The sequence below is a fragment of the Thermaerobacter composti genome, assembly GCF_033582035.1.
In the GTDB taxonomy this organism is placed as follows: Bacteria; Bacillota; Sulfobacillia; order Thermaerobacterales; family Thermaerobacteraceae; genus Thermaerobacter; species Thermaerobacter composti.
Genome location: NZ_CP132508.1, coordinates 2,522,720 through 2,547,843, shown reverse-complemented (window position 1 = coordinate 2,547,843; position 25,124 = coordinate 2,522,720). Strand labels below are relative to the sequence as shown.

The following is a 25,124-nucleotide window of genomic DNA, read 5'->3' as shown; positions in this document are numbered from 1 at the left end:
AGCCTTGGGCGACGGGAGGGCGCGAACGGTGGGGCGGAAGCGGGTCTTCAGCGGCATCCGGCCCACGGGGCCGATCCACCTGGGCAACTACCTCGGCGCGATCAAGAGCTGGATCCAGCTCCAGGACCGGTACGAGTGCATCTACGCCATCGTCGACTACCACGGCATGACCACGCCGTACCATCCGGCGGAGATGCGCGCCAACGTCCGGGAGCTCCTGATCGACTACCTGGCCGCGGGCGTCGACCCGGAGCGCTCGATCCTGATGGTCCAGTCCGCCGTGCCCGAGCACACGGAGCTGGCATGGATCCTGGGCACGGTGACCCCGATCGCGTGGCTGGAACGGGTGCCCACCTTCAAGGAGAAGGCCGAGCAGCACCCGGACTACGTCCACCTGGGGCTGCTGTCCTACGGCGTCTTGATGGCCGCCGACATCGTGCTCTACAAGGCCGAGGTCGTCCCCGTGGGCGAGGACCAGCTGCCGCACCTCGAGCTCACCCGCGAGATCGTGCGCCGGTTCCACCACCTCTTCGGCGTCCGGATCTTCCCCGAGCCCCAGGCGCTGGTGCCGCAGGACACGGCGCGGATCATGAGCCTGACCGACCCCGAGAAGAAGATGAGCAAGACCCTGGGCCCGCGGAGCTTGATCGCCCTCTCCGACCCGCCGGAGGCGATCCGCGAGAAGATCATGAAGGCGGTCACCGACACCGGGCCCAGCGGGGAACGGATGAGCCCGGGCGTGGCCAACCTCTTCCAGCTGCTGAAGATCTTCGGCACCGAGGAGGAGTACCGCTCGCTGCGGGCCGAGTACGACGCGGGCACGCTGCGTTACGTCAACCTGAAGCGGACGCTGGCCGACGCCATCATCCGCAGCTTGGAGCCCTTCCGCCGACGCCGCGCGGAGCTGGAGAACGACCCCGCGTACCTCGAGCGGGTGTTGCGCGACGGCATCCGCCGGGCCCGGGCCATCGCCCGCGAGACCATGGCCGAGGTGAAGGAGGCCTGCGGCCTTTTGCGGGACGAACCCGGCCTCGGGGAGGCCGGGGTGGCCGCAGCGGCCGGGTCGAAGGCGGCGGGCGAGCAGGCCCCCGAGGCCGTGGAGCGTCGCTGACGGGCGCCGGCGGCGACCGCATGGTTGGATTCGGCTTCCGGCGCAGACCACGCCGCCCGTGTCCACCGCGGTCGTCCGGGTTCCCCCGACCGGCGGGGCGGTGGACGGCGCCGCCAAGGGGGCCTTCCTGCTGCCGACGGGGCGGGGTTCGCCGCTCGCCGGGTGCGGCGCCTCGTCGGCCGCGGAGCCGGGGGCGAGCGGTTGCCGGGCGCGATTCAGCGCCCGGAGCCTGCACCGCCGGCGCTTCCGCTCCCTGCGGGGCCGCCCGCCGCTGCGCCGCTGCCACCACCGCTGCCAGTGCTGGTGCCGCCGGCACCGCCGCCAGCCCCGGCGCCGCCCCCGCTCCCGCCGGCCGCACCGCCGCCCGAGCCGCCCGACTGGGCCATCATCGACTGGACGAGGGCCATCAGGTCGGCACGGATGGCGGGGTCCTGGAGGAGCCTCCGCATGACGTCGACCATGCGGCGGCGCAACTCCGGATCGTCGGGGATGCCCTCCAACAGGTCCACCGTGTTCTCGAGCATCTCGGGCCGGGTCTCCCGCGCGGTGGAGGTGGCCCGGGTCAGGTCGGCGTTCACCCGCAGGGCGTCGTCGCGGACCGCCGGTTCGTCCAGGATGCGGCGCTGCTCGCGGACCACCTGCGCCAGGATCACCTGGCGGGCCTCCGCATCCCGGGCGACCACCTCCCCGCGGCCCCGGGCGAAGGCCTGCTGCACCTGGGGGTCGCTGGCCAGGGATGTGAGCATCCGCCGGTTCTCGGTCGGGCTGGGCTTGGCTGCAGGGGTGCAGCCGCCGGCCGCCACGGCGACGGCCGCGGTCATCGTCAGGGCCACGATGCGGACCGCGGTGGGGGCGATCCGTCGGCGGGGACGCGGCGCCGCCGGTCCCCGCCGGGCTGGGGGCAAGCCGGGCGCCGTCGTGGCGGTCCCGGGCGACGCCATGGGATCGCGGGACGGCATGGCCGCGTTGCCATCGGGCGGCGTACGGCCGGAGCCGGGGGCGAGGCGTCGGGTCACGGTGGGATCCCTCCTCGTGGGGCTCTGGCGGCGGCGTCACCGCCGGCCGGTTCCGCTCCGGGTCCGAGGGTTAGCATGAGACGCCGGCGTCGCCGCCATCCGGAGGGGCTCCCACCGTCCGGCCGGCTCGAACCGGCGCCGGAGAGGCGATCCGCGCCGCGGGGACGGGACCTGCGGCGGGGAGGGACCTGGAGAAGACGAGACGCCGGGCCGCGGGGCGGGTCCGTGGCGGCCGGCCCGCCCTCACGGTCCGGCGTCGAGGGCATCGACCTCCTCTTCCGAAGGACGCTGCGTCAGCGATCGGCGGACGCTTCCGGCGGGGCGGCCGGCGGAGCGGCGGGCGCCACCGGCCGAGCGATCGCTACCACGGCCGAAGCGTGCCCGTCGGCCAGGGGGCACCCCTCACCGCTCGATGGGCGCCCGCACCAGGTTGCCCCACTCGGTCCAGGAGCCGTCGTAGTTGCGGACGCGCTCGAACCCCAGCAGGTACTTGAGCGCGAACCAGGTGTGGGAGGAGCGCTCGCCGATCCGGCAGTAGACGATGATGTCGTCGTCGGGCTTGAGGCCCTGTTCCTCCAGATAGATCTTACGCAGCTGGTCGGCGGACTTGAAGGTGCCGTCGGGGTTCACGGCCTTGGCCCAGGGCACGTTCTTGGCGCCCTTGATGTGGCCGCCCCGCTGCGCGCCCTCCTGCGGGTAGTTCTCCATGTGCAAGAGCTTTCCGGAGTACTCCTCCGGCGAGCGCACGTCGATCAGCGGCTTGCCGAACTCGATGTGGCGGAACACGTCCTCCTTGAAGGCGCGGATGTACGGGTCGTAGCGGGTGACCGCCTTGTAGTTGGTCTTGGGGAAGCGCGGGACCTCCTTGGTCAGGGGCCGGCCCTCGGCCTCCCACTTGGCGCGGCCGCCGTCCATGATCTTCAGGTTCTTGTGCCCGAAGAGCTGGAAGACCCAGAAGGTGTAGGCCGCCCACCAGTTGTTCTTGTCGCCGTAGAAGATCACCGTGGTGTCGTTGTCGATCCCCTTCTCGGACATCAGCTTGGCGAACTGCTCGGGCGAGAGGTAGTCGCGCACCACGGGGTCCTGCAGGTCCGTCTGCCAGTCGATCTTGACGGCCCCCGGGATGTGGCCGGCGTCGTAGAGGGTCACGTCCTCGTCGGCTTCCACCAGGCGGTACTTGGTGCTGTTGGGGTCGGTCAGCTCGTCCAGGTGATCCGCCACCCACTGGGTGCTGACCAGCACCTCGGGGTGGGCGTAGCCCCGCTCCTGGAAGACCTTCTCCACCGCCTCCGACACGGCAACCCCTCCTCGGGAATACTGAGTTACCTAAACGGGATTGTAAGCTAAAGAAAGCCGGACCAGCAACCAGGATGGCGCCGTTCTTCGCGGACGAACCGGCCGCGGCGCCGGCTGCCGCCCGTGTCCCCGCGATCCCGGGGTCGAGGCGGCAGACCGAGGCGGCGGCCGCCGGGGAGCGGGTCGCACCCCCGAGCACCCGTGATAAAGTAAAAGGGATCGCGCCAGGGGGGACGCAACGGTGGAGTGGGACCGGGAGACGCTGATCCAGATCCTGATCGAGGAGGCCCGCAACCCGCGGATGCGCGGCCGGCTGCAGGACGCGGACGTCACGGTCTCGGGCGGCAACCCGGGGTGCGGGGACGTGGTGCACATCTACCTCAAGGGCACCGGCGACGGCCACGGCATCGCCGACGTCCGGTTCGAGGGCAGCGGCTGCAACGTCAGCCAGGCGGCGGCGTCCATGCTGCTCCAGAAGGTGGTCGACGAGGGGCTCACCATGGACCAGGTCCTCGACCTGCGGGGCGAGGACATGAAGCAGTTCGTCGGCGAGTCGGCCCTGGCCACCCGGCCCCGCTGCGCCACCCTCGCCTTGAGCACGCTGAAGGAGGCGGTGCGCCAGTATCGGCGCCGGCTGCGGAACGAGGGCCGGTGGCAGGGACCCGTCGATCCCCATCAGGAAGGGGCATGACCGACGCCCGTCCGGCCGCGCCGCTCGGCGACCGCCGTCCGGCGGCCCCTCGGTGGGAGGGGCTCGTCGGCAGCGGCCCACCGCCGTGGCGCGGACGATGCCCATCGCCCCGGGAAGCCCCGACGCCGAGGATCCACCTCGAGCCACGGCGCGGGGAAGCAGGCACCTTCTGGGAGACGTCGCGGCGACCGGCGCAACGCCGCAGCGAGGCGGAGACGCCCTAGCCCTCTGTGCGGATGCCCCGCAACGAGAGCCCCAGCCGCCGGCAGAGCCGCGTGAGGTCGGCGGGCAGGGGCGCCACCACGTCGACCCCGTTCGGAAGAACCAGCCGGTAGCCGTGCAGGGCGGGCCGGTGGAGCCCCTCCACGCGGGGGCCGCCGTACTTCGCGTCGCCCGCCAGGGGATGACCCGTCGCCGCCAGCTGGGCGCGGATCTGGTGGCTCCGGCCCGTCAGCAGCTGGATGCGGCACAGGCTGAAGCCGTGCCGCGAGTCCAGGACCCGCACCCGGAGCGAGGCCTCCCGGGTCTCGGCGTCCCGGAGGGCGGCCTCTTGCGCCCCGGCGTCATGGCCCGCGTCCCCGTCAGGCCGGGCGCCGCGGCCTCCTTCGGCGCCGCCCGAGCCCGCCGGGGCCCCGGCCCACCGCCCGGCGGCGGACCGCCCCCCATGGTCGGCCCGGTGGGCATCCCAGGCCCCCGGGCCGGGTCCGCCGTCCGCGGACCCGGCCCGGGGCGCTGCGGCCCGGGGGGCCGCGGCCTGGGGCGGCGCGGTCCCCGCCGCCCCAGGCCGCGGCGATGGCTCCAGGGCCAGGGTCAGCCGCCGCAGCCGATCCCGCCGCAGGCGGTGGTGGACGAGGCCTTCCGGCGGCCGGCCCGAGACCACCGCCACGTACTCCTTGACCGCCTGGCGGCTGCGGAGCCAGGCCGCGAGGCGGGCCGCACCCCGGCGCGTCTTGCCGAAGGCGACGAGCCCCGAGGTGTTCCGGTCCAGCCGGTGGGCGGGCGAGGGCTGGAACAGGCTGCCCTGCGGCAGCGCCCCCCGGCGCGCCAGCTCCTCCCGCACCCAGTCCACCAGGGTCGGCTCCTGGCGGCGGGCGTGGTCCGCCCCGTGCGTGAGGAGTCCTGCCGGCTTGTGGACGACGAGGATGTCGGGGTCCTCGTAGACGATGGCCGGGGTCCGATCCCCTGCCGGTCCTGGCCCCAGCCGGCCAGGGCGGGCGATGGACGGCGCGTCGGGACGGCGCGGCGGGCCCGCCTGCCGCGAGGGCGCCATCGAGCCAGCCTCGGGCGGATCCGGTCGTCCGCGCGGGACCCGAGGGGACGCGACGGGCGGCCGGCTCGGCGATGGGATCGCGTCCAGCTCCGCCTCGATGACGTCGCCCGCCCGCACCACGGCGTTGTGGGGCGCGCGCCGGCCGTTGACGGTGATCCGCCCCTGACGGAGCAGGCGGAAGACGGCGCTCAGCGGCACGTCGCGCAGCCAGCGGCGGGCCAGGCGATGGAGCCGTTGGCCCTCGTCGGCGGTCGTCACCACGTAGCGCACCCGCATCGTGGACCGCCCCCTTCCCCCGCAGGCCCGGGCCGGGCGGCGCGACCCGTGGCTCCGCCCCGCTCCCATCCCTTGCGGGGGGATCCGGCTTAAATGGGGAGGCGCGGCGCACCCCCGGGCGTCGGCGCGTCGCAGCCGGCCGGTTCGCCTCCATCCCCGGCCGGCGCGCCCAGCCGGGTTCGTCCGTCCCCTGGTCCCGCTCGCGGGCCATGGCGCGGAGGGCCGCGCGGCCACGGCCGGGTCCTGGCCGTCGCGGGAGGCCGCGTTCGTCACGCCAGGAAGGCCGCCAGCACGCCCACCAGGAAGATGCCGTCGAACACCCCGGCCCCGCCGATGCTCAGCATGCCCGGACCCATGCGGTCCAGCGCCCGCAGGTTGAGCAGGTCGGCGCCGATCAGCGTGCCCAGGGTTCCGGATACGTACGCCACGGCCGCACGGCTGCCGGGCGGCGCCACCAGCAGGGCGATCACGGCCGCCGCCAGCGGCGGGATGAAGGCGGGTAGCACGATGCCGCGGCCGGGCACGGGGCGGGCCAGGGCCTTGGCCACCGCCGCCACCAGGACGGTGGCCAGGACTGCGGCTGCCAGGGGCGCGCGGCCGGCGCCGAGCAGGTAGAGACTGAACAGCGCCGGGATCACCGCACCGCCGACGTTGATGGCCAGGACGCGCTCCGCCACCCGCGGCGGCTGGACCATCGGGAAGAGCCAGAAGAAGGCGATGGGCGGCACCGGCGGCGGGTCCACGGGCACCCGCTGGCGCCGGATGGGCACGTTGATGCCGCTGCCGATCAGCGAGAGGGTGAAGAGCAGGAACGCGCCGCCCGGGCTGAGGCCGAGGCGTGCGAAGGACAGCGCCGCCACCTGGGCATAGGTGAAGAAGAACAGCATCGGTAGCGAGAGCAGGAAGAACAGCAAGAGGGGCAACAGGGGCACGGCCCGACCTCCCCGGCGTCCGCCCGACGGCGTGGGTCGCCTCCATCATACCACCCCACGGGCGTTCGTCGGCCCCCTTCGATTTGGCCTCATGCCGGTTCCTCCCTGGCGGCCGGACGCATACTAGGGGCGGCCACGGTCCCGATCCGGCCGGTGACGGAGCGCGCTGCGTCGGCGGCGGCCGCCCCGGGCGATGCGGGCGACGGCGCCCCGGCGGGCGCGGGCCCGCCCGCTGGCGCGGCGTCCCCGCCGCGGCAGGATCGCGGGCCGCAGGCCATGCCTGCAGACGTCACATCCCGCGAGGAGGGGTGCCCATGCCCCAGATGGCGCAACACCAGGCGGCCGAGCTCTGGGAGCTCTGCCGGGACCACGCGGTGGCCGGCGCGAAGCTGCGCGCCCTGGCGTCGTCCTGCCAGGACGCCTCGCTGCGGCAGACCATCGAGCGGCACGCCGGCGCGTTCCAGCAGGCCGCCCAGCGGCTCATGAGCTTCCTACAGGAAGGGTCCTACGGCGCGCATGCCGGCGTGTACGGCCAGACCGCCCATCCGTACGGCCAGGGGACCGCCGGCACCTGGCAGTGGCAGGGAGCGGCTTCGTGGCAAAGCCCGTACCAGGCCCAGTGGCAGGCCGGCCCGGGCGCCGGGGCGACCTGGCAGGCCCAGACGGCCGGCTACGGGACGAACCCGCCGATCCACGGGACGAATCAGTTCCACCCGGCGGGCGTGCAGGCCCAGCCCCTGGACATCGCCCTGGCCTCCGACTGCCTGCGGATGTGCAAGACCTTCGCCGTCCAGTGCATCTGGGGGGCCACCGAGTGCGCGGAGCCGGCCCGCTCCTACCTCTACCAGCTGGCGGGCCAGCACCTGCAGATGGCCATGGACCACTACCGCTGGCTGGAGCAGCACCAGGTGTACGCCTCGCCGCGGATCGACCCGCAGGCGGCGCAGGAATACGTGCAGAAGCTCGGCCAGTTGGTGCAGGTGGGCCAGGCGGTGGCGGCCCAGGGGCTGGCGCCGGCCAACCGGGTGGCCGCCCCCGCCGGGATGGCCGCGGCGACGGCGGCGGGACAGGGCGGCGGGTACGCCGGTTCGTCCTTCGCCCACCCGGCCGATCACCAGGCCGGCTACGGCCAGCACCCGGGCTCCCGGGTGGCGGGTACCCACCACGCCTACGCCACGCCCTCTGCGTACGCGCGGGTGTGAGGGGAAGCGGCGTCCACCGTGCGGCGACGCCACCGGCCGGTCGCGGGGATCGCGGTGGCCTGCGGGTGGGTTGCCGGCGGCCGCCCCAGCCGCCGGCCGCCAGCCCCTGGCCAGGGCGGGCGCTCGCCGGATCCCCCGTCGGCGTCGGGGCCGGAACCGGCTGGGGGTCGCCGCCGGATGGGCCGAGGGCTGCCGGCGCCGGACGCCCGCCGGCGTGACCCCAGGATGCGGCGGGGCGGGTCTCCGGGGGAGACCCGCCCCGCCGGCCCGTTCTACCGGGGACCGCGCCGGGCGCCGTTCGTCCGGGGAACAGGATGCTCAGATCAGAAGAACAGGAGGCCGTTGACCACCAGCAGCGCCAGCAAGCCGGTGAGCCAGCCCAGGGTCGACGGCACGGACCAGGTGAGGAGCTGGGTCTTGACGTCGGTGATGCCCAGGGTGCGGTTGATGACCCAGAAGTAGCTGTCGTTGAAGTACGAGAACACCATCGATCCCACGGCCGCCGCCTGGGCCGCCATCACCGGCGCCACGTCCAGGGAGGCCAGGATCGGTGCGGTGATGGACGCGGCCGTCACCATGGCGACGGTGCCGCTCCCCTGGACCAGGCGGACGAGGGTGGCGACCAGGAAGGGCAGCAGCAGCGGCGGCAGCGGCATCTGGGCGATCTGCTGGGCGATGAAGTCGCCTGTGCCGCTGGCCCGCAGCACGTTGCCGAGCGCGCCTCCCGCGCCGGTCACCAGGATGATGATCCCGGCCGAAGCTACCCCTTCCTCCACGCGCTGCAGCACCTCGTCCCGCGAGGCGCGACCCATCAGACCGTACACCGCCAGCAAGAGACCGATGGCCACGGCGATCACGGGGTTGCCCAGGAAGATCAGGTACGCCGCCACCGGTCCCTGGGCGCCCATCGCCGACAGGGTGGTGTTGAGGAAGATCAACAGGACGGGGACCACGATGGGTGCGAAGGCACGCCAAGCGCTGGGCAGCTCGGCCGGATCCCCTGTCCCGCCGAGGCTCCCGGCGCCGGCGGTTCCCGCCCCGGCCGCACCGCCGGCCAGGGTGCCGCGGTTCACGGCCGCGCTGACCTCGGAGCCCCCGGTGATGGGCGGCAGCCCCGCCGGTCCGGCCGCGGAAGGCCCTGCGGTAGCCCCGTGCTGCGCTCGCGCCCCACTCCCGGCGGTGGTGGGGTCATGCCGCGGGCCGGCCTCCAGGGTGATGCCCCGGGTGGCTGCCCAGCGGCCCAGCCAGCGGGCGTACAGCATCGTCACGAGGTACACGGGGACGGCGATCACCAGCCCCCAGAAGATCATCAGCCCGAGGTCCACCCCGAAGGTGCCGGCCGCCGCCAGGGGACCTGGCGTGGGCGGAACCAGGTGGTGGGTCGCCATGAGGCCGGCTGCCAGCGCGACGCCCAGTCCCAGGGCCGGCTTGCCGGCCTCCCGGGCCAGGGCCCGGGCCAAGGGCGAGAGGATGACGAACCCGGAGTCGCAGAAGATCGGGATCGACACCACGGCCCCGGTGGCACCCAGGGCCCACTCCTCGCGTCCGCGGCCGAACAGCTGCAGGAAGGTCAGCGCCATGCGCTGGGCGGCGCCCGTGACCTCCAGGATCCGCCCGAGCATCACGCCGAAGCCGATGACGATGCCGATGCTGCCCAGGGTGTTGCCGAACCCCTGAGTGATGGCCTGGGCCAGGTCGCCGGGCGCCATGCCACCGACCAGGCCCGTCAGGGCTGCGGCGGCGATCAGCGCCAGGAAGGTGTGGATCTTCGTCCGCAGGATCATCAGGATGAGGGCCGAAACCCCGACGACCAGGCCCAGCACCATCTGCGCTCCGTCCGACAGCATGGCCATCACCCTCCCCTCTCGACGGTGGCCGTAGGGCCAACGGCGGTCGAACCGGCCGCAGCCCGGGCGGCGCTGCCATGGGTCGCCCACCGCCGGGCCAGTTCACCGGCCGTCAGGATCGCCCGCTTCATGCTCACGGCGTTGGCCTTGCCGGTGCCGGCGATGTCGAAGGCGGTGCCGTGGTCCACCGACGTCCGGATGAACGGCAGGCCGAGGGTCACGCTGACGGTGCCCTCGAAGTCCATGCTCTTGGCGGCGATGTGGCCCTGGTCGTGATAGAGCGACAGCACCGCGTCGAAGGCCCCCTGTCGCGCCAGGTGGAACACGGAGTCGGCCGGTACGGGACCCGCGACCCGATGCCCCTCCCGACGGAGGGCCTCCACCGCCGGCGCGATCTCGTCGATCTCCTCCCGGCCCAACAGACCTCCGTCGCCGGCATGAGGATTGAGCGCCGCCACGGCCAGCCGCGGTTCGGCGAGGCCCAGGGCGCGGAGGTGGGCCAACGCCGCGCGGGCGGTGGCGACGATCCGGTCCTTGCGGATCAGGTCCAGGGCGTCCCGCAGGGCGACGTGACGCGTCAGGAAGAAGATGCGGATGCCCGCCACCTCGAACATCGTCAGGGGCTCGGGCGAGCCCGTCAGCTCCGCGAAGATCTCCGTGTGGCCGATGTGGGGCACGCCCGCCGCCCGCAGGGCCTCCTTGTGGATCGGGGCCGTGGCGACGGCGTCGACCTTGCCGGCGAGGGCCCAGGCGACCGCCCGCTCGATGAACTGGTAGGCGGCGCGCCCCGCCGCCGCCTGCACCCTTCCCAGGGGGAGGTCGGCCGGCACGTTGGCCAGGTCGACCAGATCCAGGGTGCCGGGTGCGTAGGCACCCTCGGCAGGGTCTGCCACCATGCGCACGGCGGGGGCGTCCGGCACCAGGGCGCGGGCCCGCTCGACCGCCCCCCGGTCGCCGATGACCACGGGCCGCAGCACCCGGTAGACCTCCGGGTCCGTCAAGGCCTTGACCACGATCTCCGGTCCGATGCCGGCCGGATCGCCCAGCGTGACAGCCACCAGCGGCCGCTCCGCATCCACTGCCGGGTCCCGAGGCTCCACCTTCACCGGCCTTGCACCTCCGTCGTCAATCTCCCAGGGACCGGCCCGGCCCCCGGGTCGGATGAACCGGCCCGCGCGCGCGGGTCCGACCGGTCCGCGCCCTCCCCGGCGTGGGAGGGGGCCGTGGCGGGATCGGCGCGACCCACCCGGTGCTCCAGGAGCCGGATGAGCAGATGGTCGTCGCCGACCAGCCCGCCCTTGGTGATCACGGCGAGCCCCGACCGGCGGCCGCCTTCCAACGAGCCGCCCGCCACCAGGGGCGCCAGCTCGCTGGTGATGCGCAGTCCGCCCGCCCCCAGGGCGGTGGCCACCGCCGCCGCGGTGTCGCCACCCGTCAGGACGAGCCCGGCCAGCGGGGGCAGCCGTTCCGTCAGCTGGGCTGCCATCCGTCCCAGGGCGTGGGCCACCCGCTGGGCGGCCCCACCGCTCACCGACCCACCGGTCTGCGTTCCGCCCAGCACCTGCCGGCGATCCGTCTCGACGACGGCCAGCCCCCACCGCTCGAGGGCGGCGTTCACGGCCGGGAGCAGGGTCGCGGCGCAGCCTTCCGGGTCCGCCAGCAGCTGGTCCAGCGGGGCACGGAGACGGGCCACCGGCCAGCGGCGGCAGAGGGCGGCGAGCTGCCGGTCCGTCAGGGTGGTGAGGCTGCCCGCCACCACGAGCCAGGGGCCCCGTTCCCGGAGCGGCGGTGGGGTGGTCGCGGCCGCCGGGGCGGGAGGGGTCCGCGTCCCCGCCCCGGCTGCGCCCACCTCGGGCTGGTGGGCGAGCCAGGCGGCGAAGAAGGGACCGGGATCCACCGCCAGCACGGGCACGGGTGCGCGGGCGACCAGGGCAGCCAGGGTCTCGACGTCGTCGTCGGTGGTGGCGTCGAGGACCACGGCGCGGACCCCTGCGCCGTGCAGCCTCGCCAGCCGCTCCGGCAGGTCGTCGCCGTACCCGGCGGGCCCGGGCGGGAGATACCGGACGTCGAGCCCGCTCTGGGCGACCAGCAGCCGGGCCACGTCGTCGTCGGTGACGGGCGTGACGGGGTCCCGGGCCGCCTCGGTGTCCAAGAGGGGGACGCCGTGGATCCGCAGGCGACCCGCGACGGTGGCCCGGCCGGAGGCGGGGAAGGCCGCGACCACCACGGCCAGGTGGCCGGGGAGGGCATCGAGGGCCCCCGCCAGTTCGGCGCCCAGGTTGCCGCGCAGGGTGCTGTCGATGCGCTTGCCGAAGCGTCGACATCCTCGCCGGCGCAGGCCGAGGAACGCGGTGCGCACGCGCCGGCGGGCCTCGGCCGGTTCCACCGTCCGGGAGTGGGTGGGGACCACGTGCAGGGACGGCTCGGCGTCCGCCGCGGCGGCAAGGGGGTCTGCGTCATCCGTTGCCGCCGGTGCCGTCCACGTCCCAGGATCCAGCACCACCCGCCCTGGGATGCCGGTCCGGGCCGCCACCCGGGCCGCGGTGGCGTTGGCTCCCGTCACGTCGTCGGCCACGAGCCCAAACATGCTGGCCCTCCTTTGCCCGGTGGGCTGGCCCTCCTGCGCCTGGTTCCAAGGCCTTCCCCTCCCCGCCGCGAGCGACCCGGTGCTCGGCGCCCCGGTGTGGCCGCCCCCTGCCCGTCATGCCCGTCGCGGGCGGGTCTCGTCGTCACGTCGCCAGCAGGATGGCGAGTCCCGCCTCCTCCAGGGCTGCCAGCTGGGACGGGCACGCGGTGCGGGCCTCCTCGTCGCAGATCAACGCGCCCACTTCGCCGACGGCTGCGAACCGGGCGAAGGCGCGCCGGCCCAGCTTGGTGTGGTCGGCGACCACGTAGGTGTGCTCGGCGGCGGCGAGCATCGCCTGCTTGACGGGGACCTTTTGCCGGTTGGTGGTCGAGAGGCCGTAGACGGCGTCGACGCCGTCGGCGCCCAGGAAGGCGCGGTCCACGTGGGTCGCCCGCAGATAGGCCTCCGTCTCGGGTCCCTGCAGGCTGTAGACGCCCCGCCGCACCAGCCCGCCGGTCACGTAGACGTCGATGTCCTCGCGGTCCGCCAGTTCCCGGGCGATGAGCAGGTCGTTGGTGACCACCTTCAGCGCCACCCGGGGTGGCAGGTGGCGGGCGATCTCCAGGGTGGTCGAACCGGCATCGAGGACCACCGTCTCCCCGGCTTGCACCAGGCTCGCCGCCAGCCGGCCGATCTTGCGCTTCGCCTCGACCTGCCGGGCGCGCTTGGAGGCGTAGGGCAGCTCCCGGGGCGTGGCGGTGCCCACCGGCAGCGCCCCGCCGCGGGTACGGACCAGCAGCCCGTCGGCCTCCAGCCGTTCCAGGTCGCGGCGCACCGTCATCGGCGAGACGGCCAACCGTCGGGCGGCGTCGGTCACCTGGATGCGTCCCTCTTCCTCGAGCCACTGCAGCAGTTGACGGCGCCGCTCTTCCGCGAGCACCGGACCCACCGCCTCCTGGACGCTCGAGCCGTCACCCCCGCCGGCATCGCCGCGCGCAGGGTGCACGACCGACCGCGAGACCAGGCCCCGACCCGCCGCCGGTCCCGCGCGTCCCGTTGGTGTCCGCCGCCGGTCGCCCTCGGGCGGCCTGCTGGCCGCACCCCCGGCTGGGCCCTCGGGTTGGCCCCTTGGCGCCCGGCCTGTGTCCAGGCTGCAGCCCGCATTTGTGCGTACATGTGACATAGACTGTGCGATAAGATGCGAAAATGTACGTTGGTGTTCGTTTCTTTCGCTGCCCAGGGGCTGGGTTCCTGCCGGGCGTCTGCCCTTCCGAGTCGGAAATGGATGGGGTGGCTGCCGGCTGCGAGATGGTGGCCAGGCTGGGGGCGGAGCGATCGGTACCGAGGGGGGCGACCTGGGATCGGTCGGCGATCGGGTGCCTGCCCGGGGGTCCCTTTCCGCCCGATCGCGGCTGAGAACCGCGCGTGCGGGGAGTGGCCCGAAGACGGAAAACGCCCGTGGACGGGACGGAAGTCCTGCGGGCCGGCAGGTACTCCCAAAGGTACAGGTGCTCCCAGAGGAAGCGGGGAGCCGGCCACCGGCTCATGGCCAGGGAAGACCGGCACCGCCGATCCGCACGGATCGGCTGTCTGAATCAGATGGTGATGGTTCAGGGGAGGGCGCCTCACCGCGGGTGGCCCCGCACCGCGCCGGGGGGCTCGCTGCGGCGCGTGACCATCCGCCAGGCGAGGAGCAGCGCCCACAGGGCTCCCGGGAGCAGCGTCGCCAGCAGCACGGGCACGGCGACGGCCGGGATGAACCAGGCGATGGCCATGCCCGGGAGGCCGGGCAGCAGCGCGGCCAGCGAGATCCCGAGGGGCACGGTGGGACCCCCCGCCCCCTGCCGGCGTGGCTCCCGCCGGCCGTTGCCGCCGGCGGCGGCCGGCGGCAACGGCCGGGCACCCGCAGGGCCATCCGCCTCGGGGCGGGAGGAGCCCGCCGGGGCCGCAGCCGGGGACGTCGCGACGCCCCCCGGGGTGCCGGCCGGGGGCGCGGCCAGATCCCACGCGGCCGCGATGCCGGCGAGCCAGTAGAGCCCCGTGGCCACGTAGCCGCCAGCCAGCGTCGCCGGCCAGGCCGCGTTCCACCCCAGGGGACTGTGGCCCGGGGGCGTGGCCCGGGCGATCAGCGGTAGCCCCGCCGCCTCCAGGGCCAGCAGCGGGATCCAAACGGCCAGCGCCGCCACCGCCAGCATGGCGCCGGCCCCGCTCCAGCGGGCGCGGCCCGCGTCCCGCAGCCCCTGGTAGACGGCGAACCACCCCAGCGACCACGCGGCGACGCCGACGCCGAGGGTCACGTGGACGGCGATCCACCGCGTCGAATTGGCGCGCACCGCGTCGAGCACGGCCGCCGGATCGCGCGGGTTCAGGGTGACCGGGTGGAGGGCCGTGCTGGCGGCCGCCAAGACGCCGCCGACCAGCAGGAGCCAGCCGGCCTGCCGGAACGCCGTCGACCCGCCCGTCGCGTCCGTTCGCGATCCCTCGGCCATGCCTACCGCTCCGGCCATGCCCACCGCTCCTCTCCGTCTAGGGTGCGCCGTCTCCAGTCTGCGCCGCCGGGCCGCGGCGATCGCACAGGGCATCGCCATCGATTCGATGGGCCCCGGGTCCCGGGGCGCCGGTGCCGCCCGCCGCTGACCCCCTGGTGCCGGCCGCTGGCCGGCGCCGGGCCACCCTTTGCCGCCGATCCGTGGCTGGACGGCGCGAGCCCGCCTATCATGGGACATGGAGCTCGGGGCGGGGCCGCCCGGACACCCGGCGGGCCGCCCCGCCCCCGGCCCTCACCCGCAACGCGGGGTGCCTCACGGGGTCCGGTCCGTGCTGCGAGCCGGTTCGTTCTTCCCCCCAACCTTCCCCAGAGCGGCAGAGCCTCCCCCATTCGACCCTGCCCCGGTCGGCGTGCAGCCTCCCGACCGGCGACGGCAGCCGGAGCGTGCGTCGTGCCGTCCAGGAGCGTGTGTCGCTCCGTCCAGCGGTTCGTCCGTCCAGCGCCAGCTCGCCAACCGCGCACGGGCCTGCCACCCGACGGCAAGACGCGCGGGGCGGCGCTGGCGGTGGGGCCTTCGTGGCCACGGGCGGCGCCGCCGCCTTCGCCCGCGGCACCGGCGGCGGCCGTCCGTCGCAGCCGGCCCCGGTCCGCGGGACATCGCCAGTGGCCCCCTCCCCGGTGGCGACCTGCTCGTCGCGGTGGCCGGGGGCCAACCCGCCAACCCTGCGAAAATGGCCGGGCGGCAACCCTGCTAAAATGGTAGGGAGCGCCTGGCCGGGGTGGGATCCTTCCCCCCGGCCCGACGTCGTGCGGACGAGCCATCGCTCTGGAGGTGCCACCGATGACGGGGCGCCGGACGCTGCCGGCATCCTCGCAGGCATCCTCCCGGGACGCCACCGGTGCCGACGGGATACCGGACGGCACCCGGGCGGCTCCCGACATCCTGGTCGTTTTGCTTTGCCCGCTGGGTGACACCCTCTTCGCCACCCCGGCCCTGCGTGCCCTGAGGCGGCACTTCCCGCGCGCCCACATCACCGCGCTGTGCTGGACCGCGAACGAGCCGCTGTTGCGCCACAACCCGCACCTGGACGAGGTGGTGGCCTGCCCCGGCGCCTGGGACCTGGCCCTGTCCACCGTCCGGATGCTGGACCGGCGCTTCGACATCGGCGTCGGCCTGTCCCACTTCGGCAGCTGGGTGACGCCCTTCTTCCGCGCCCGGGTGCGGGTGGGCTTCCACGGTCTCGGCCGCTTCCGCCGTCCCGGTCGGCTGCCCCCCGCCAGGGGTGCGGCGCGATCCACCGACCGACGGACGGGTTTGCGGGCGTCCCTGGGACGGCTGCCGGTGGCGGGCGGCCGTCGCTGGCGACTCGTCGGACCGCCAGCAGGGCCGGGTCCGGTCGCGGCGGTCCAGGGGTGGTGGGCTCGGTACGGACGCGGGGCGACGGAGGGCTGTGGGGGTGCAGAGTTCGGTGGGACCCCGGTGGGCCGTTCCGTCCACCTGCGCCGGCGCTTCGGCCGGCCGGATGACGGGGGGACCGAGCGCGCCTGGCGCTGGCCCTGGCGCCGCCTGGCCGCCCTCGGCGGCACCGCGCCCGACCGGGAGCTCCACGCCATCGAGTACTGCCTCCAGGTGGTGGCGCGCCTCGGTTGCGCGCCCTGTGGATTGGAGATGGAGCTGGTCACCGGTCCGGACGAACGCGGCCGCGCCGCGGCGCTGCTGGCCGGCCTGCCGGGGGACGGGCCCGTGGTGGCCCTGCACCCGGGTGCCGACCACTTCCCCGCCAAGCGCTGGCCCGTGGATCGGTTCGCCCTGCTGGCGGACCGCCTGGCGGAGCGTTACGGCGCCCGGGTGGTCCTGGTCGGCGGCCCCGGCGACGTGCCGCTGGCGGCGGCCATCCGGGAGCGGGTCCAGCGGGCACCGCTGCTGGACCTGACGGGACGCCTGGCCCTCCTGGAGACGGCGGCGGTGTTGGAGCGGGTCGACCTCATGGTGGGCAACGACAGCGGCCCCCTGCACATGGCCGTCGCCGTGGGCACGCCGGTGGTGGCCCTCTTCGGCCCCTCCGAGCCGCGGCACTTCGCTCCCCTCGACCCGCGGCACCGGGTGCTGGTGGGCCCATGCCTGCGGGGCCGCCGCTGCGTGCGCTGGCTCAACGGCCCCCTCGCCTACCTGCAGGCGGCGGAGTGTCGCTGCGAGGCGATGGCCACCATCGGCGTGGAGGCGGTGGCGGCGGCGGCCGGCGAGCTGTTGGGCGCTGGCCGCCGGCCCGGGGCGCCTGGCCCGGCGGCCGCCGAGGCGACCGGTGGTTCGGCCGGCGACGGGGGTGCCGGCGGATGACGGGGGTACGCCGTCAGCGGCCGGTGGCACCGGGCGGGGCCGGGCGGTCGGCGCCGCCGGCCCACGGCGGGCAGGGTCACCCGGGACAACCCGCACCCCTGGCCGGCGGTGCCGCCGGCCCGGCCGAGTCGGGGGTGGCGACGGCGCCTGCCACGGCGGGCGGCGGTGCCCGGGAGGCCGGCTCCACCCCATACCCGGTCTGGCGGACCCGCGCCCACCCCTGCCGCGTGCTGGTGGTCGGCGACCCGGTGGCCGACCTGTGGGTGTACGGGGTGCCGCGGCGCATCTCGCGCGAGGCGCCCGTGCTGATCCTGGAGTACGACCGGCAGGAGATCATGCCGGGGGGCGCCGCCCACTGCGCCCGCAGCCTGGCTGCCCTGGGCGGGCAGGTGGTCCTGGCGGGGCCCTTCGGCGACGACCCGTGGGGACGGGCCGTGGTCGATGCCCTGGGGCGCGCGGGCGTCGAGGTGCTGGCCGCCCCCGTGCCCCGGGGATGGCAGACGCCCCTCAAGGCTCGCTTCGTCGCCGCACCGCCGGCGGCGCCGGCCCAGCAGGTCCTCCGCCTCGACGTGCTGCCGCAGCGGGCGGGAGCCGGCTTCGGGCTCGGGGCGTGGCTCGCCTCCGCGGGCCGGGCGGCCGGGTCGGTCCCGCCCCAGGGCGCGGGCACCGACCCCGAGGACGCCGCCTGGGCCGCCTTCGCCCGGTCTCTGCGCGAGGCGGTGCGCGCGGCGGATGCGGTGGTGGTGGCGGACTACGGCCTGAGCGACCTGGCGCCCCGCCTCTGGCCGCGCCTGGCGCGGTGGGCACGGGGCCGACCCGTGGTGGTCGATTCCCGCCACCGCCTGCTGGCCTTCCGCGGCGCCACCCTGGCCACGCCCAACGTGGAGGAGCTGGCCGAGGTGTGGGGTCGCCCGCTGGCGGCTGACGACCTGGGCCGCGCCGCCGCCGTCGTCCGCGGGCGGGGGCGCTTCGGCGCCCTGGTGGTGACCCGCGGACCGGAGGGCATGCTGGTCGATCCGGGCGACGGCGTGCCCATCGCCATCCCCGCGGTGCGACCGGCCGCCGTCTACGACGTCACCGGGGCCGGTGACACCGTGGCCGCCGTGCTGGCACTGGCCCTGGGATCGGGGCTCGACGTGGTGGGCGCAGCGCGTCTCGCCAACCTGGCCGGCAGCCTCGCCGTCCGCAAGGCGGGCACCGAGCCGGTCACGGCCGCAGAGCTGGAAGAGGCCTGGAAAGCCTGGGTGGGGGCGGCCGATGCAGGGACCCTCCCAGCCGCGGGTGCCGGGCCGCTGCAGGACGCCCCCCACGGCACGCCCCACCCTGCGCCGGGAGGGGCCACGGGATGAACGCCGCCCCGCGGGCCGCCGCGACGAAGGTGGTCGACCTGGCCACCCTGCGACGGCACCTGGACGCCCTGCCGCCCGCGACCCAGGTGGTCCTGACCAACGGTTGCTTCGACTGGCTCCACGTGGGCCACCTGCGCACCCTGGAGCACGCCCGGTCCCTGGGCGACGTCCTGGTGGTGGGGGTCAACGACGACGCCAGCGTACGTCGGCTCAAGGGGCCCGGGCGGCCCGTGGTCCCGGCCCGCCAGCGAGCCCTGCTGGTGGCGGCGCTGGAATGCGTGGACTGGGTGGTGGTCTTCGCCGAGGACACCGCCGCCGGGCTCGTCCGCGCGGTGCGCCCGCAGTGGTACGTCAAAGGGGGCGACTACCGCCTCGAGACCCTCCCCGAGGCCGAGCCGGCCCGCCAGGTGGGGGCGCGGGTGGTGCTGGTCCCGCCCGAACCCGGCCTGTCCACCACCGGGCTGCTGGCGCGGGCCCTGGCGCAAGGCGCCGCGGGCGAGGGGCGTGGCAGGGCTTCTCCCCATCCCGTCCCGCAGGCGGACGGTTCCCCACAGGAGGCATGAGGGGTGACGGAGGGCTGGGAGTCCGCTGCCCGGTTCCTGGGCTTGGTGTTCGTCGATCTGCTGTTGGCCGGGGACAACGCGGTGGTCATCGCCCTGGCGGCGCGGCGGCTGCAGGGGCGGCTGCGCCGCCAGGCCATCTGGCTGGGCGCCGGCGGCGCCGTGGCGCTGCGGCTGGTGCTGGCGGCCGCCATCACCTGGTTGCTGCACGTCCCGCTCCTGCAGGCGCTGGGCGGTCTTCTGCTGCTATGGATCGCCCGCAAGCTGGTGACCGACGACCGGGGCGGTCCCGAGGAGGTGCGCGCGGCCGGGAGCGTCTGGGAGGCGGTCCAGACCATCATCCTGGCTGACGTGGTGATGTCCCTGGACAACGTGCTGGCGCTGGTGGGCGTCTCAGGCGGCCACCTGGGGCTCCTGCTCGCCGGCCTCGCGCTGTCGGTGCCCCTGATCGTCTGGGGCAGCTCGCTCCTCAGCGGCCTGATGGACCGCTGGCCGTGGCTGGTCTATGCCGGAGCCGCCATCCTGGTGTGGGTCGCCGTGGAGATGGTGATGGACGACCGGGTGGTCCACCAGGCGCTGGCCGGCGTGTCCGAAGGCGTACTCCTGACCGCCCACGTCCTGGTGACCCTGCTGCTGGCAGGTCTGCTGATCCTGGAGGGCGTGCGGAGCGGCGAGGCTCCCGCACCAACAGGCCAAGCTTCCGTGGGAACAGGCGAGGCTCCTGTGCCCGCGGGCAAGGCTCCCGTGCCGGCGGACGAGGCGCTGAAGCGGACCGGCGCGGCCGCAGGCGACACGCCATCGGAAGGGCGGTCCGGCCCTGCGGGACGGGTGGACGGAACCATCCCGCGCGGTGGCTCCAGCTCCAGCGGCCCTTCCCGTGCGGACGAACCCGCCCGCGGCGACACCGGCTCGGCCGACGGCCGGCCGGCGGCCGCGGGGCGGCGCCCCGCACCGGCGCCCGCGGACGCGGCGCAACCCACCGCGCCGCCCGCCCATCCCGTCGGCGACCCGACCCGTCCCGGGGCAGGGCCGGAGGAAACGTGACCCCGGCAACGCCCGGAGGGCCGCAGCCCTGCGGGGCCGCGGCCGGCAAGGAGGGCTTACGCCGGCACCGCTGCGGCCAGCTGCCAGACCGACGCCTCGGTGGCGGCGTCGAACAGGTGCAGGTGGCCGGTCTCCAGCGTCAGGGCGAGCCGATCGCCCGGCCGCAACACCATGCGGGGGTCGACCCGGACCGTGAGGGCCAGGGACCCGGCCGTGACGTAGACGTACGTCTCCGCCCCCAGCGGTTCCACCACCTCCACGGTGGCCACCAGGTGCGGACCCTGGCCGGCAGCGACCCCGGAGGCCCCCGTCCCGGCGACGGACCCCTCGTCCGCAAGGCGGGCCTGGACGTGCTCCGGTCGGACGCCCAGGATGGCGTCGCGACGCCCTTGGCCGGACGCGCCCGCACGGTCGCCGTCCGAGGATCCGAACCCGTCGCCCGTGCGCAGGTACGCGGCGGCCGCCTCCGCCAGCTCGCCCTCCAGCCGGCACGTCAGGCCCTCGCCGGTGAACCAGACGCCGTCCTCCCGGCTCTCCACCTGTCCCCGGACGAAGTTCATCGGCGGCGAGCCGATGAAGGAGGCGACGAACACGTTGGCCGGACGCGCGTAGATCTCGTGGGGCGTGGCCACCTGCTGCAGCTTGCCGTCGCGGAGCACGGCGATGCGGTCGCCCAGGGTCATGGCCTCCACCTGGTCGTGGGTGACGTAGATCGTGGTGGTGCCCAGGCGCTGGTGCAAGCGAGCCAGCTCCGTGCGCATCTGCACGCGCAGCTGGGCGTCCAGGTTGGAGAGGGGTTCGTCCATCAAGAACACCTTCGGATCGCGGACGATGGCGCGCCCCAGGGCCACGCGCTGGCGCTGACCGCCGGAGAGCTGGGCCGGCCGGCGCTTCAGGAGGTGGGTGAGGCCCAGCGTCTCCGCCGCCTGGCGGACGCGCCGGTCGATCTCGTCCCGCGGGACCTTGCGCATGCGCAGCCCGAAGGCCATGTTGTCGTAGACGGTCATGTGCGGGTAGAGGGCGTAGTTCTGGAAGACCATGGCCACGTCCCGATCCTTGGGCGGGACGTCGTTGACGTTGCGATCGTCGATGTAAATCTCGCCCTCGGTCACGTCCTCGAGTCCCGCGATCAGCCGCAGGAGCGTGGACTTGCCGCAGCCCGAGGGTCCCACCAGCACCAGGAACTCGCCGTCGGCGATGTCCAGCGACACCCGGTCGACGGCGACGGTGGAACCGAAGCGCTTGGTCACCTCCACCAGCTGGACCCGTGCCATCCACCCATCCCCCATCTGCAGGCAAGCGGTCTTGCCGTAAGGGTTCGCCGCCGAGGCGCTACGCGCACTCCAGCGATCGCGTCGACTCCGTGCACCCCCGCGGCCGCGTCGACGAAGCCGAAGCCGATACGGAGCGAAGCGCCTGGACAGGGGTGCCGGCTTGACGCCTTGCGCCCTTCACCTTGTCGCCTTGCGCCCGTAACCGTCGCGGCGCCCGACGCCGACCGAGGGCATTCCAGAGCCCCCTCCCGGCGGCATCCCCCATGGACGGGGTGCCGCATGATCGACGGGGGTGCCGCATGACGGACAGCGCAGCCTCCATACTATGGTTGCGCTCGGTCGCAGCTTGCGATCGGCGCAACCTGCGCTTCACACCATCGCAACATTCGCACGGAACGGATTCGCACGGAACGGCGGCGATTCCTGCTGCGACGACCCGCGGCGGCCGGGACCTCCGGCGGATTCCGTCAGCTCGCGGGCTCGCCGGCGCGGACCCCCGCGTGCCGACGCGCCCCCCGGGCGAAGAGGCCTTCCCGCCCGCTTGTGGTAAAAGGACCTGGGGGTGCTCCTTCGCCTCGGCAAGTCCCTCCGGAGGTGGTAACATGCGGGGAATCTGGCGATGGCTGGCCATCCTGGCGGCGGTCGCGCTCCTGGTGACGGCCTGCGGCCGGGGTGGTACGGGCGCCGGCGACCAGCAGGGTGCCGCCGGGGAAGGCGGGGGTGAACTGACGGTCATCGGGCCCTGGGCGGGTCCCGAGATGGAGCAGTTCCTGCCCGTGCTGCAAGAGGCGGAGAAGCGCCTTGGCGTCACGATCCGCTACCAGACCCAGCGCGCCGAGGATCTGGCCCAGGTGCTGCCGGCGCAGTTCGAGGCCGGCACGGCGCCGGGCGACGTGATCTTCATGTGGGACTGGTGGGTCAAGGAGCACGCCGATCACGCCGTCGACCTCAAGGACATCTGGGAGCCGGAGGCCTCCGCCTTCCGCATGCCGGCGGCGGAGGCCGAGGGCAAGGTGGTGGCCGTGCCGTACGCCCTGACCGTCAAGCCGGGGTTCTGGTACCGCAAGTCGTTCTTCGCCGAGCACGGGCTCGAGCCGCCCACGACGTGGGAGGAGTTCATGGCCCTGCTCCAGCGTCTGGACCGGATCGAGGGCATCCAGGCCCCGGTGGTCAGCGGCGACGGCACCGGCTGGCCCCTGACCGACGTGGTGGAGCACTTCCTCATCGCCTTCGGCGGTCCCGACCTGCAGCGCGGCCTGATCGAAGGGCGCGTGGCCTGGACCGACCCCGAGGTGCAGGCGGTGTTCCGCGACCGCCTGGTCCCGGCGCTGGAGCACTTCAGCGATCCCATGGACTGGACCCAGGCGGCGGAGCTCTGGTGGCAGGGCGAGTACGGCCTCTACTTCATGGGCAACTGGCTGACCGGCATGGTGGACGAGCCCTCGGATCTGGGCGTGTTCCCCTTGCCGGGGACGAAGGGCATGGTGGCGGCGACGGACTACGCCTTCATCCCGCGCCACAGCCCGCGGGTCGACAAGGCCAAGGAGCTGCTGGCCTTCCTGATCGGGCGCGAGGGCATGGAGCTGCGCGCCAAGCAGGGCGGCAAGCTGTCGAACCGCACCGACGTGCCCGCCGATGCGCATCCCGATGTGGACCGGCAGGTGGCGGAGCTGCTGGAGGGCGTGGAGCTGCTGCCCGACCTGGACGACGCCATCGGCGGCGACTGGCAGCGCACCTTCTGGGACCAGCTCAAGCTCCTGTGGGTCCAGCCCGACCAGTGGCAGGGGGTACTCGAGCGCCTTGAGCAGGAGCGCGGGAGGTAGCGGTCCGTGGCGAAGGCCGAGAACGGAGCGCTCCCTCGTCGGCGCCGGCGCGGCTGGGACTCCTTGTGGCTGGCCGCGCCGGCCCTCGCCCTGGTGCTGCTGCTGATCGTCGTGCCGGCGGTCGAGACGCTGGTCCTGGCGTTCCTCGCCCCCGGCGGCGGATGGGCGGGCCTGCAGCACTTCGCCGCCGTGCTGCAGGACCCGGAGACCTATGCCCCCGGCCGCTTCCCCGGCCAACCACCGCCGTGGGGCTCGCTGCTGCACAACCTGGTGTGGATCGTCGTCCACCTCCCCCTGACGGTAGGGGTCGGGCTCGTCCTGGCCCTGGTGCTGCGGGAGGTGCGGGGAGCCGCGCTGCTGCGGGCCTTCGTCTTCCTGGGCATGGTGACGCCGCTGATCGTCGGCGGCGTGCTGGTGCGGTTCCTGTTCGACGAGAACGCCGGCGTGGTCCCCGCCCTGTTCGCCGCCCTGGGCATCGACGCCCTGGCCCGGACGTGGACGGCCTATCCCCAACTGGCGCTGCCCGCCCTGGTGCTCGGCTCCGTGTGGCTCTGGGCCGGCTTCGCCATGGTCCTCTACGCGGCGGGCCTCGGCACGATCCCTCGCGACTACTACGAGGCCGCGGCCGTCGACGGCGCGGGCTGGTGGGCGCGCTTCCGCCACATCACCTGGCCCGCCCTCCGGCCGGTGACGGCCGTCATCGTGGCGATGACGGTGCTCTGGGAGCTGAAGATCTTCGACCTGGTGTACACGGCCACCCAGGGCGGGCCCGGCGGGGCGACCATGGTCCTGGCGCTGCAGATGTACTTCTACGGGTTCCGTTCCCTGGATCCCCACCGGGCGGCGGCGGTGGCCACGTTGTTGACCCTCAGCACGCTGGCCATCGGCGTCTGGTTCCTGCGCACCGCGGAAGGAGGGGAGCGCGCGTGAGCCAGGAAGCGGCGGAGCGGCGCATGCCGGCACCGCGGACGCCGGACGGCGGGCGCCCCGCGGCGGCCTCCCGGCCCCGACGCGGGGTTCGGCCCCTCCGCCGGCGAGCGGTCGGCAGCCTGCTCCGCCATGGGGTCGCCTGGGCGCTCGGCCTGATCTGGGTGATCCCCTTCGCCGGGGTGGCCATGAGCGCCCTGCGGCCGCAGGAGGAGTTGCTGCACGGCTGGTGGCACCTCCAGCCGCTGACCCTGAGCGTCGACAACTTCACCCGCGCCCTGGACCACCCCACGGCGGCCATCGGTCAGGGCCTGTGGAACTCCCTGCTGGTGGCGATCCCCGGCACCCTGCTGCCGCTCCTCCTGGGCTCGCTGGCGGCGTACGGGCTGCTCCGCTCCCGATCCCGGGCCCGGCGTCCCCTGCTGCTGGCGGTGGTCCTGCTGCTGGCGGTCCCCCAGCAGATGGTGGCGGTGCCCCTCTTCCGCATGATGCGGGACGCGGGGCTGATCAACTCCCGTACGGGCCTGGTGCTCGCCCACACCGCCTGGGCGCTGCCGTGGATGATCATGTTCTTCCGGAACTACTTCGCCACCCTGCCGCGGGAGGTCGAGGAGGCGGCGCTGCTGGACGGGGCCAGCCGATGGCAGGTGTTCGTCCGGGTGATCCTGCCCATGAGCCTGCCCGCCCTGGCCTCGGCGGCCGCGCTCCAGTCCACCTGGGTGTGGAACGACTTCTTCCTGGCGCTGATCCTGATCTACCGGCCCGACCTGCTGGTGGCCACCCAGCGCATCCCCCTGTTGCGGGGGCAGTTCCACGTGGACTGGGGGCTGCTCTCCGCCGCCTCGGTGCTGGTCATGGCGGTGCCGGTGCTGGTCTTCGCGCTGCTGCAGCGCTACTACGTCAAGGGGCTGGTGGGCTGGACGCTGAAGTGAGGCGTCCACCCCCGGCGGCCCACGGCCTGGTGCGCGGGCGAGGGACGGACGGCCCACGGCACCGCCGGGTGCGCGGCCGGGGGACGGTCGGCCCACGGCATGGCCGGGTGCGCGGCCGGGGGGCGATCGGCCCCCGGCACGGCCTGGTGCGCCGGCGAGGGACGGTGCCCGGCGGCGCGTGC

At 74.6% G+C, this 25,124-nt stretch carries 20 protein-coding genes; 10 read left to right on the top strand and 10 right to left on the bottom strand.

All coding sequences use genetic code 11. The features are described 5' to 3' along the window. The first annotated feature begins 28 nt into the window (after window positions 1-28). Window positions 29-1,111 carry a tryptophan--tRNA ligase gene (gene trpS / locus Q5761_RS10320; protein ID WP_318750545.1) on the top strand — a complete coding sequence of 361 codons (1,083 nt, stop codon included), beginning with the start codon at window positions 29-31 and terminating at the stop codon, window positions 1,109-1,111. A 215-nt stretch (window positions 1,112-1,326) separates the two neighbouring features. Here the strand turns inward: trpS and Q5761_RS10315 are convergent, their stop codons facing one another. Both Q5761_RS10315 and Q5761_RS10310 read right to left on the bottom strand, forming a co-directional pair. Then, on the bottom strand, window positions 1,327-2,127 hold the full coding sequence (locus tag Q5761_RS10315) for a hypothetical protein (RefSeq protein ID WP_318750544.1): 801 nt from the start codon (window positions 2,125-2,127) through the stop codon (window positions 1,327-1,329). Between the two features lie 402 nt (window positions 2,128-2,529). After that, window positions 2,530-3,423 (bottom strand): sulfurtransferase, encoded by an 894-nt coding sequence (locus tag Q5761_RS10310; RefSeq protein ID WP_318750543.1) that lies wholly within the window; start codon window positions 3,421-3,423, stop codon window positions 2,530-2,532. Between the two features lie 241 nt (window positions 3,424-3,664). Between Q5761_RS10310 and Q5761_RS10305 the strand changes: the two genes are divergently transcribed. Continuing rightward, the gene (locus Q5761_RS10305) at window positions 3,665-4,114 is read left to right on the top strand and encodes an iron-sulfur cluster assembly scaffold protein (protein WP_135224290.1); all 450 of its coding nucleotides are present in this window, start codon (window positions 3,665-3,667) and stop codon (window positions 4,112-4,114) included. A 220-nt stretch (window positions 4,115-4,334) separates the two neighbouring features. Here Q5761_RS10305 and Q5761_RS10300 read toward each other — a convergent pair whose 3' ends face one another. Together Q5761_RS10300 and Q5761_RS10295 are read right to left on the bottom strand one after the other, a co-directional pair. Then, entirely contained in the window at window positions 4,335-5,660 is a 1,326-nt protein-coding gene (locus tag Q5761_RS10300) for an RluA family pseudouridine synthase (RefSeq protein ID WP_318750542.1), read from the bottom strand. Window positions 5,661-5,929: 269 nt separating this feature from the next. Beyond that, window positions 5,930-6,592: a DUF1614 domain-containing protein gene (locus Q5761_RS10295; RefSeq protein WP_135224288.1), complete on the bottom strand. Its 663-nt coding sequence runs from the start codon at window positions 6,590-6,592 to the stop codon at window positions 5,930-5,932. A 314-nt stretch (window positions 6,593-6,906) separates the two neighbouring features. On the opposite strand from Q5761_RS10295, the gene Q5761_RS10290 reads away from it, so the two are divergent. After that, window positions 6,907-7,794, top strand: a complete 888-nt coding sequence (locus Q5761_RS10290) for a hypothetical protein (protein WP_135224287.1) — start codon at window positions 6,907-6,909, stop codon at window positions 7,792-7,794. A gap of 323 nt (window positions 7,795-8,117) precedes the next feature. On the opposite strand, the gene Q5761_RS10285 is transcribed toward Q5761_RS10290, so the two are convergent. The 5 genes from Q5761_RS10285 to Q5761_RS10265 form a co-directional block, all read right to left on the bottom strand. Next, window positions 8,118-9,647, bottom strand: a complete 1,530-nt coding sequence (locus Q5761_RS10285) for a GntP family permease (protein ID WP_413084509.1) — start codon at window positions 9,645-9,647, stop codon at window positions 8,118-8,120. After that, window positions 9,647-10,747 carry a 4-hydroxythreonine-4-phosphate dehydrogenase PdxA gene (pdxA, locus tag Q5761_RS10280; RefSeq protein ID WP_243123595.1) on the bottom strand — a complete coding sequence of 367 codons (1,101 nt, stop codon included), beginning with the start codon at window positions 10,745-10,747 and terminating at the stop codon, window positions 9,647-9,649. The genes Q5761_RS10285 and pdxA overlap by 1 nt, the downstream gene beginning before the upstream one ends. Beyond that, window positions 10,744-12,228: a four-carbon acid sugar kinase family protein gene (locus Q5761_RS10275; protein WP_318750540.1), complete on the bottom strand. Its 1,485-nt coding sequence runs from the start codon at window positions 12,226-12,228 to the stop codon at window positions 10,744-10,746. Before Q5761_RS10275 ends, pdxA begins: the two co-directional genes overlap by 4 nt. 142 nt (window positions 12,229-12,370) lie before the next feature. Continuing rightward, window positions 12,371-13,156 (bottom strand): DeoR/GlpR family DNA-binding transcription regulator, encoded by a 786-nt coding sequence (locus Q5761_RS10270; protein WP_243123592.1) that lies wholly within the window; start codon window positions 13,154-13,156, stop codon window positions 12,371-12,373. A gap of 676 nt (window positions 13,157-13,832) precedes the next feature. After that, on the bottom strand, window positions 13,833-14,714 hold the full coding sequence (locus Q5761_RS10265; protein ID WP_318750539.1) for a hypothetical protein: 882 nt from the start codon (window positions 14,712-14,714) through the stop codon (window positions 13,833-13,835). A gap of 822 nt (window positions 14,715-15,536) precedes the next feature. Between Q5761_RS10265 and Q5761_RS10260 the strand changes: the two genes are divergently transcribed. From Q5761_RS10260 to Q5761_RS10245, 4 genes are read left to right on the top strand one after another with little or no spacing between them, the layout of a single operon-like run. Beyond that, the gene (locus tag Q5761_RS10260) at window positions 15,537-17,033 is read left to right on the top strand and encodes a glycosyltransferase family 9 protein (protein ID WP_318750538.1); all 1,497 of its coding nucleotides are present in this window, start codon (window positions 15,537-15,539) and stop codon (window positions 17,031-17,033) included. Continuing rightward, complete coding sequence (locus Q5761_RS10255) at window positions 17,030-18,382, top strand: bifunctional heptose 7-phosphate kinase/heptose 1-phosphate adenyltransferase (RefSeq protein WP_318750537.1); 1,353 nt, start codon at window positions 17,030-17,032, stop codon at window positions 18,380-18,382. The genes Q5761_RS10260 and Q5761_RS10255 overlap by 4 nt, the downstream gene beginning before the upstream one ends. Continuing rightward, window positions 18,379-18,945: an adenylyltransferase/cytidyltransferase family protein gene (locus Q5761_RS10250; protein ID WP_318750536.1), complete on the top strand. Its 567-nt coding sequence runs from the start codon at window positions 18,379-18,381 to the stop codon at window positions 18,943-18,945. Before Q5761_RS10255 ends, Q5761_RS10250 begins: the two co-directional genes overlap by 4 nt. A gap of 3 nt (window positions 18,946-18,948) precedes the next feature. Further along, window positions 18,949-19,986: a YjbE family putative metal transport protein gene (locus Q5761_RS10245; protein WP_318750535.1), complete on the top strand. Its 1,038-nt coding sequence runs from the start codon at window positions 18,949-18,951 to the stop codon at window positions 19,984-19,986. Between the two features lie 56 nt (window positions 19,987-20,042). Here Q5761_RS10245 and Q5761_RS10240 read toward each other — a convergent pair whose 3' ends face one another. Beyond that, complete coding sequence (locus Q5761_RS10240; RefSeq protein ID WP_318750534.1) at window positions 20,043-21,260, bottom strand: ABC transporter ATP-binding protein; 1,218 nt, start codon at window positions 21,258-21,260, stop codon at window positions 20,043-20,045. Between the two features lie 602 nt (window positions 21,261-21,862). Here Q5761_RS10240 and Q5761_RS10235 point away from each other — a divergent pair. The 3 genes from Q5761_RS10235 to Q5761_RS10225 are packed head-to-tail and all read left to right on the top strand — an operon-like array spanning window position 21,863 to window position 24,942. Then, on the top strand, window positions 21,863-23,083 hold the full coding sequence (locus Q5761_RS10235) for an ABC transporter substrate-binding protein (RefSeq protein ID WP_318750533.1): 1,221 nt from the start codon (window positions 21,863-21,865) through the stop codon (window positions 23,081-23,083). A gap of 6 nt (window positions 23,084-23,089) precedes the next feature. After that, complete coding sequence (locus Q5761_RS10230; protein WP_318750532.1) at window positions 23,090-24,013, top strand: sugar ABC transporter permease; 924 nt, start codon at window positions 23,090-23,092, stop codon at window positions 24,011-24,013. Further along, window positions 24,010-24,942, top strand: a complete 933-nt coding sequence (locus Q5761_RS10225) for a carbohydrate ABC transporter permease (protein WP_318750531.1) — start codon at window positions 24,010-24,012, stop codon at window positions 24,940-24,942. The genes Q5761_RS10230 and Q5761_RS10225 overlap by 4 nt, the downstream gene beginning before the upstream one ends. The last annotated feature ends 182 nt before the right edge of the window (window positions 24,943-25,124 follow it).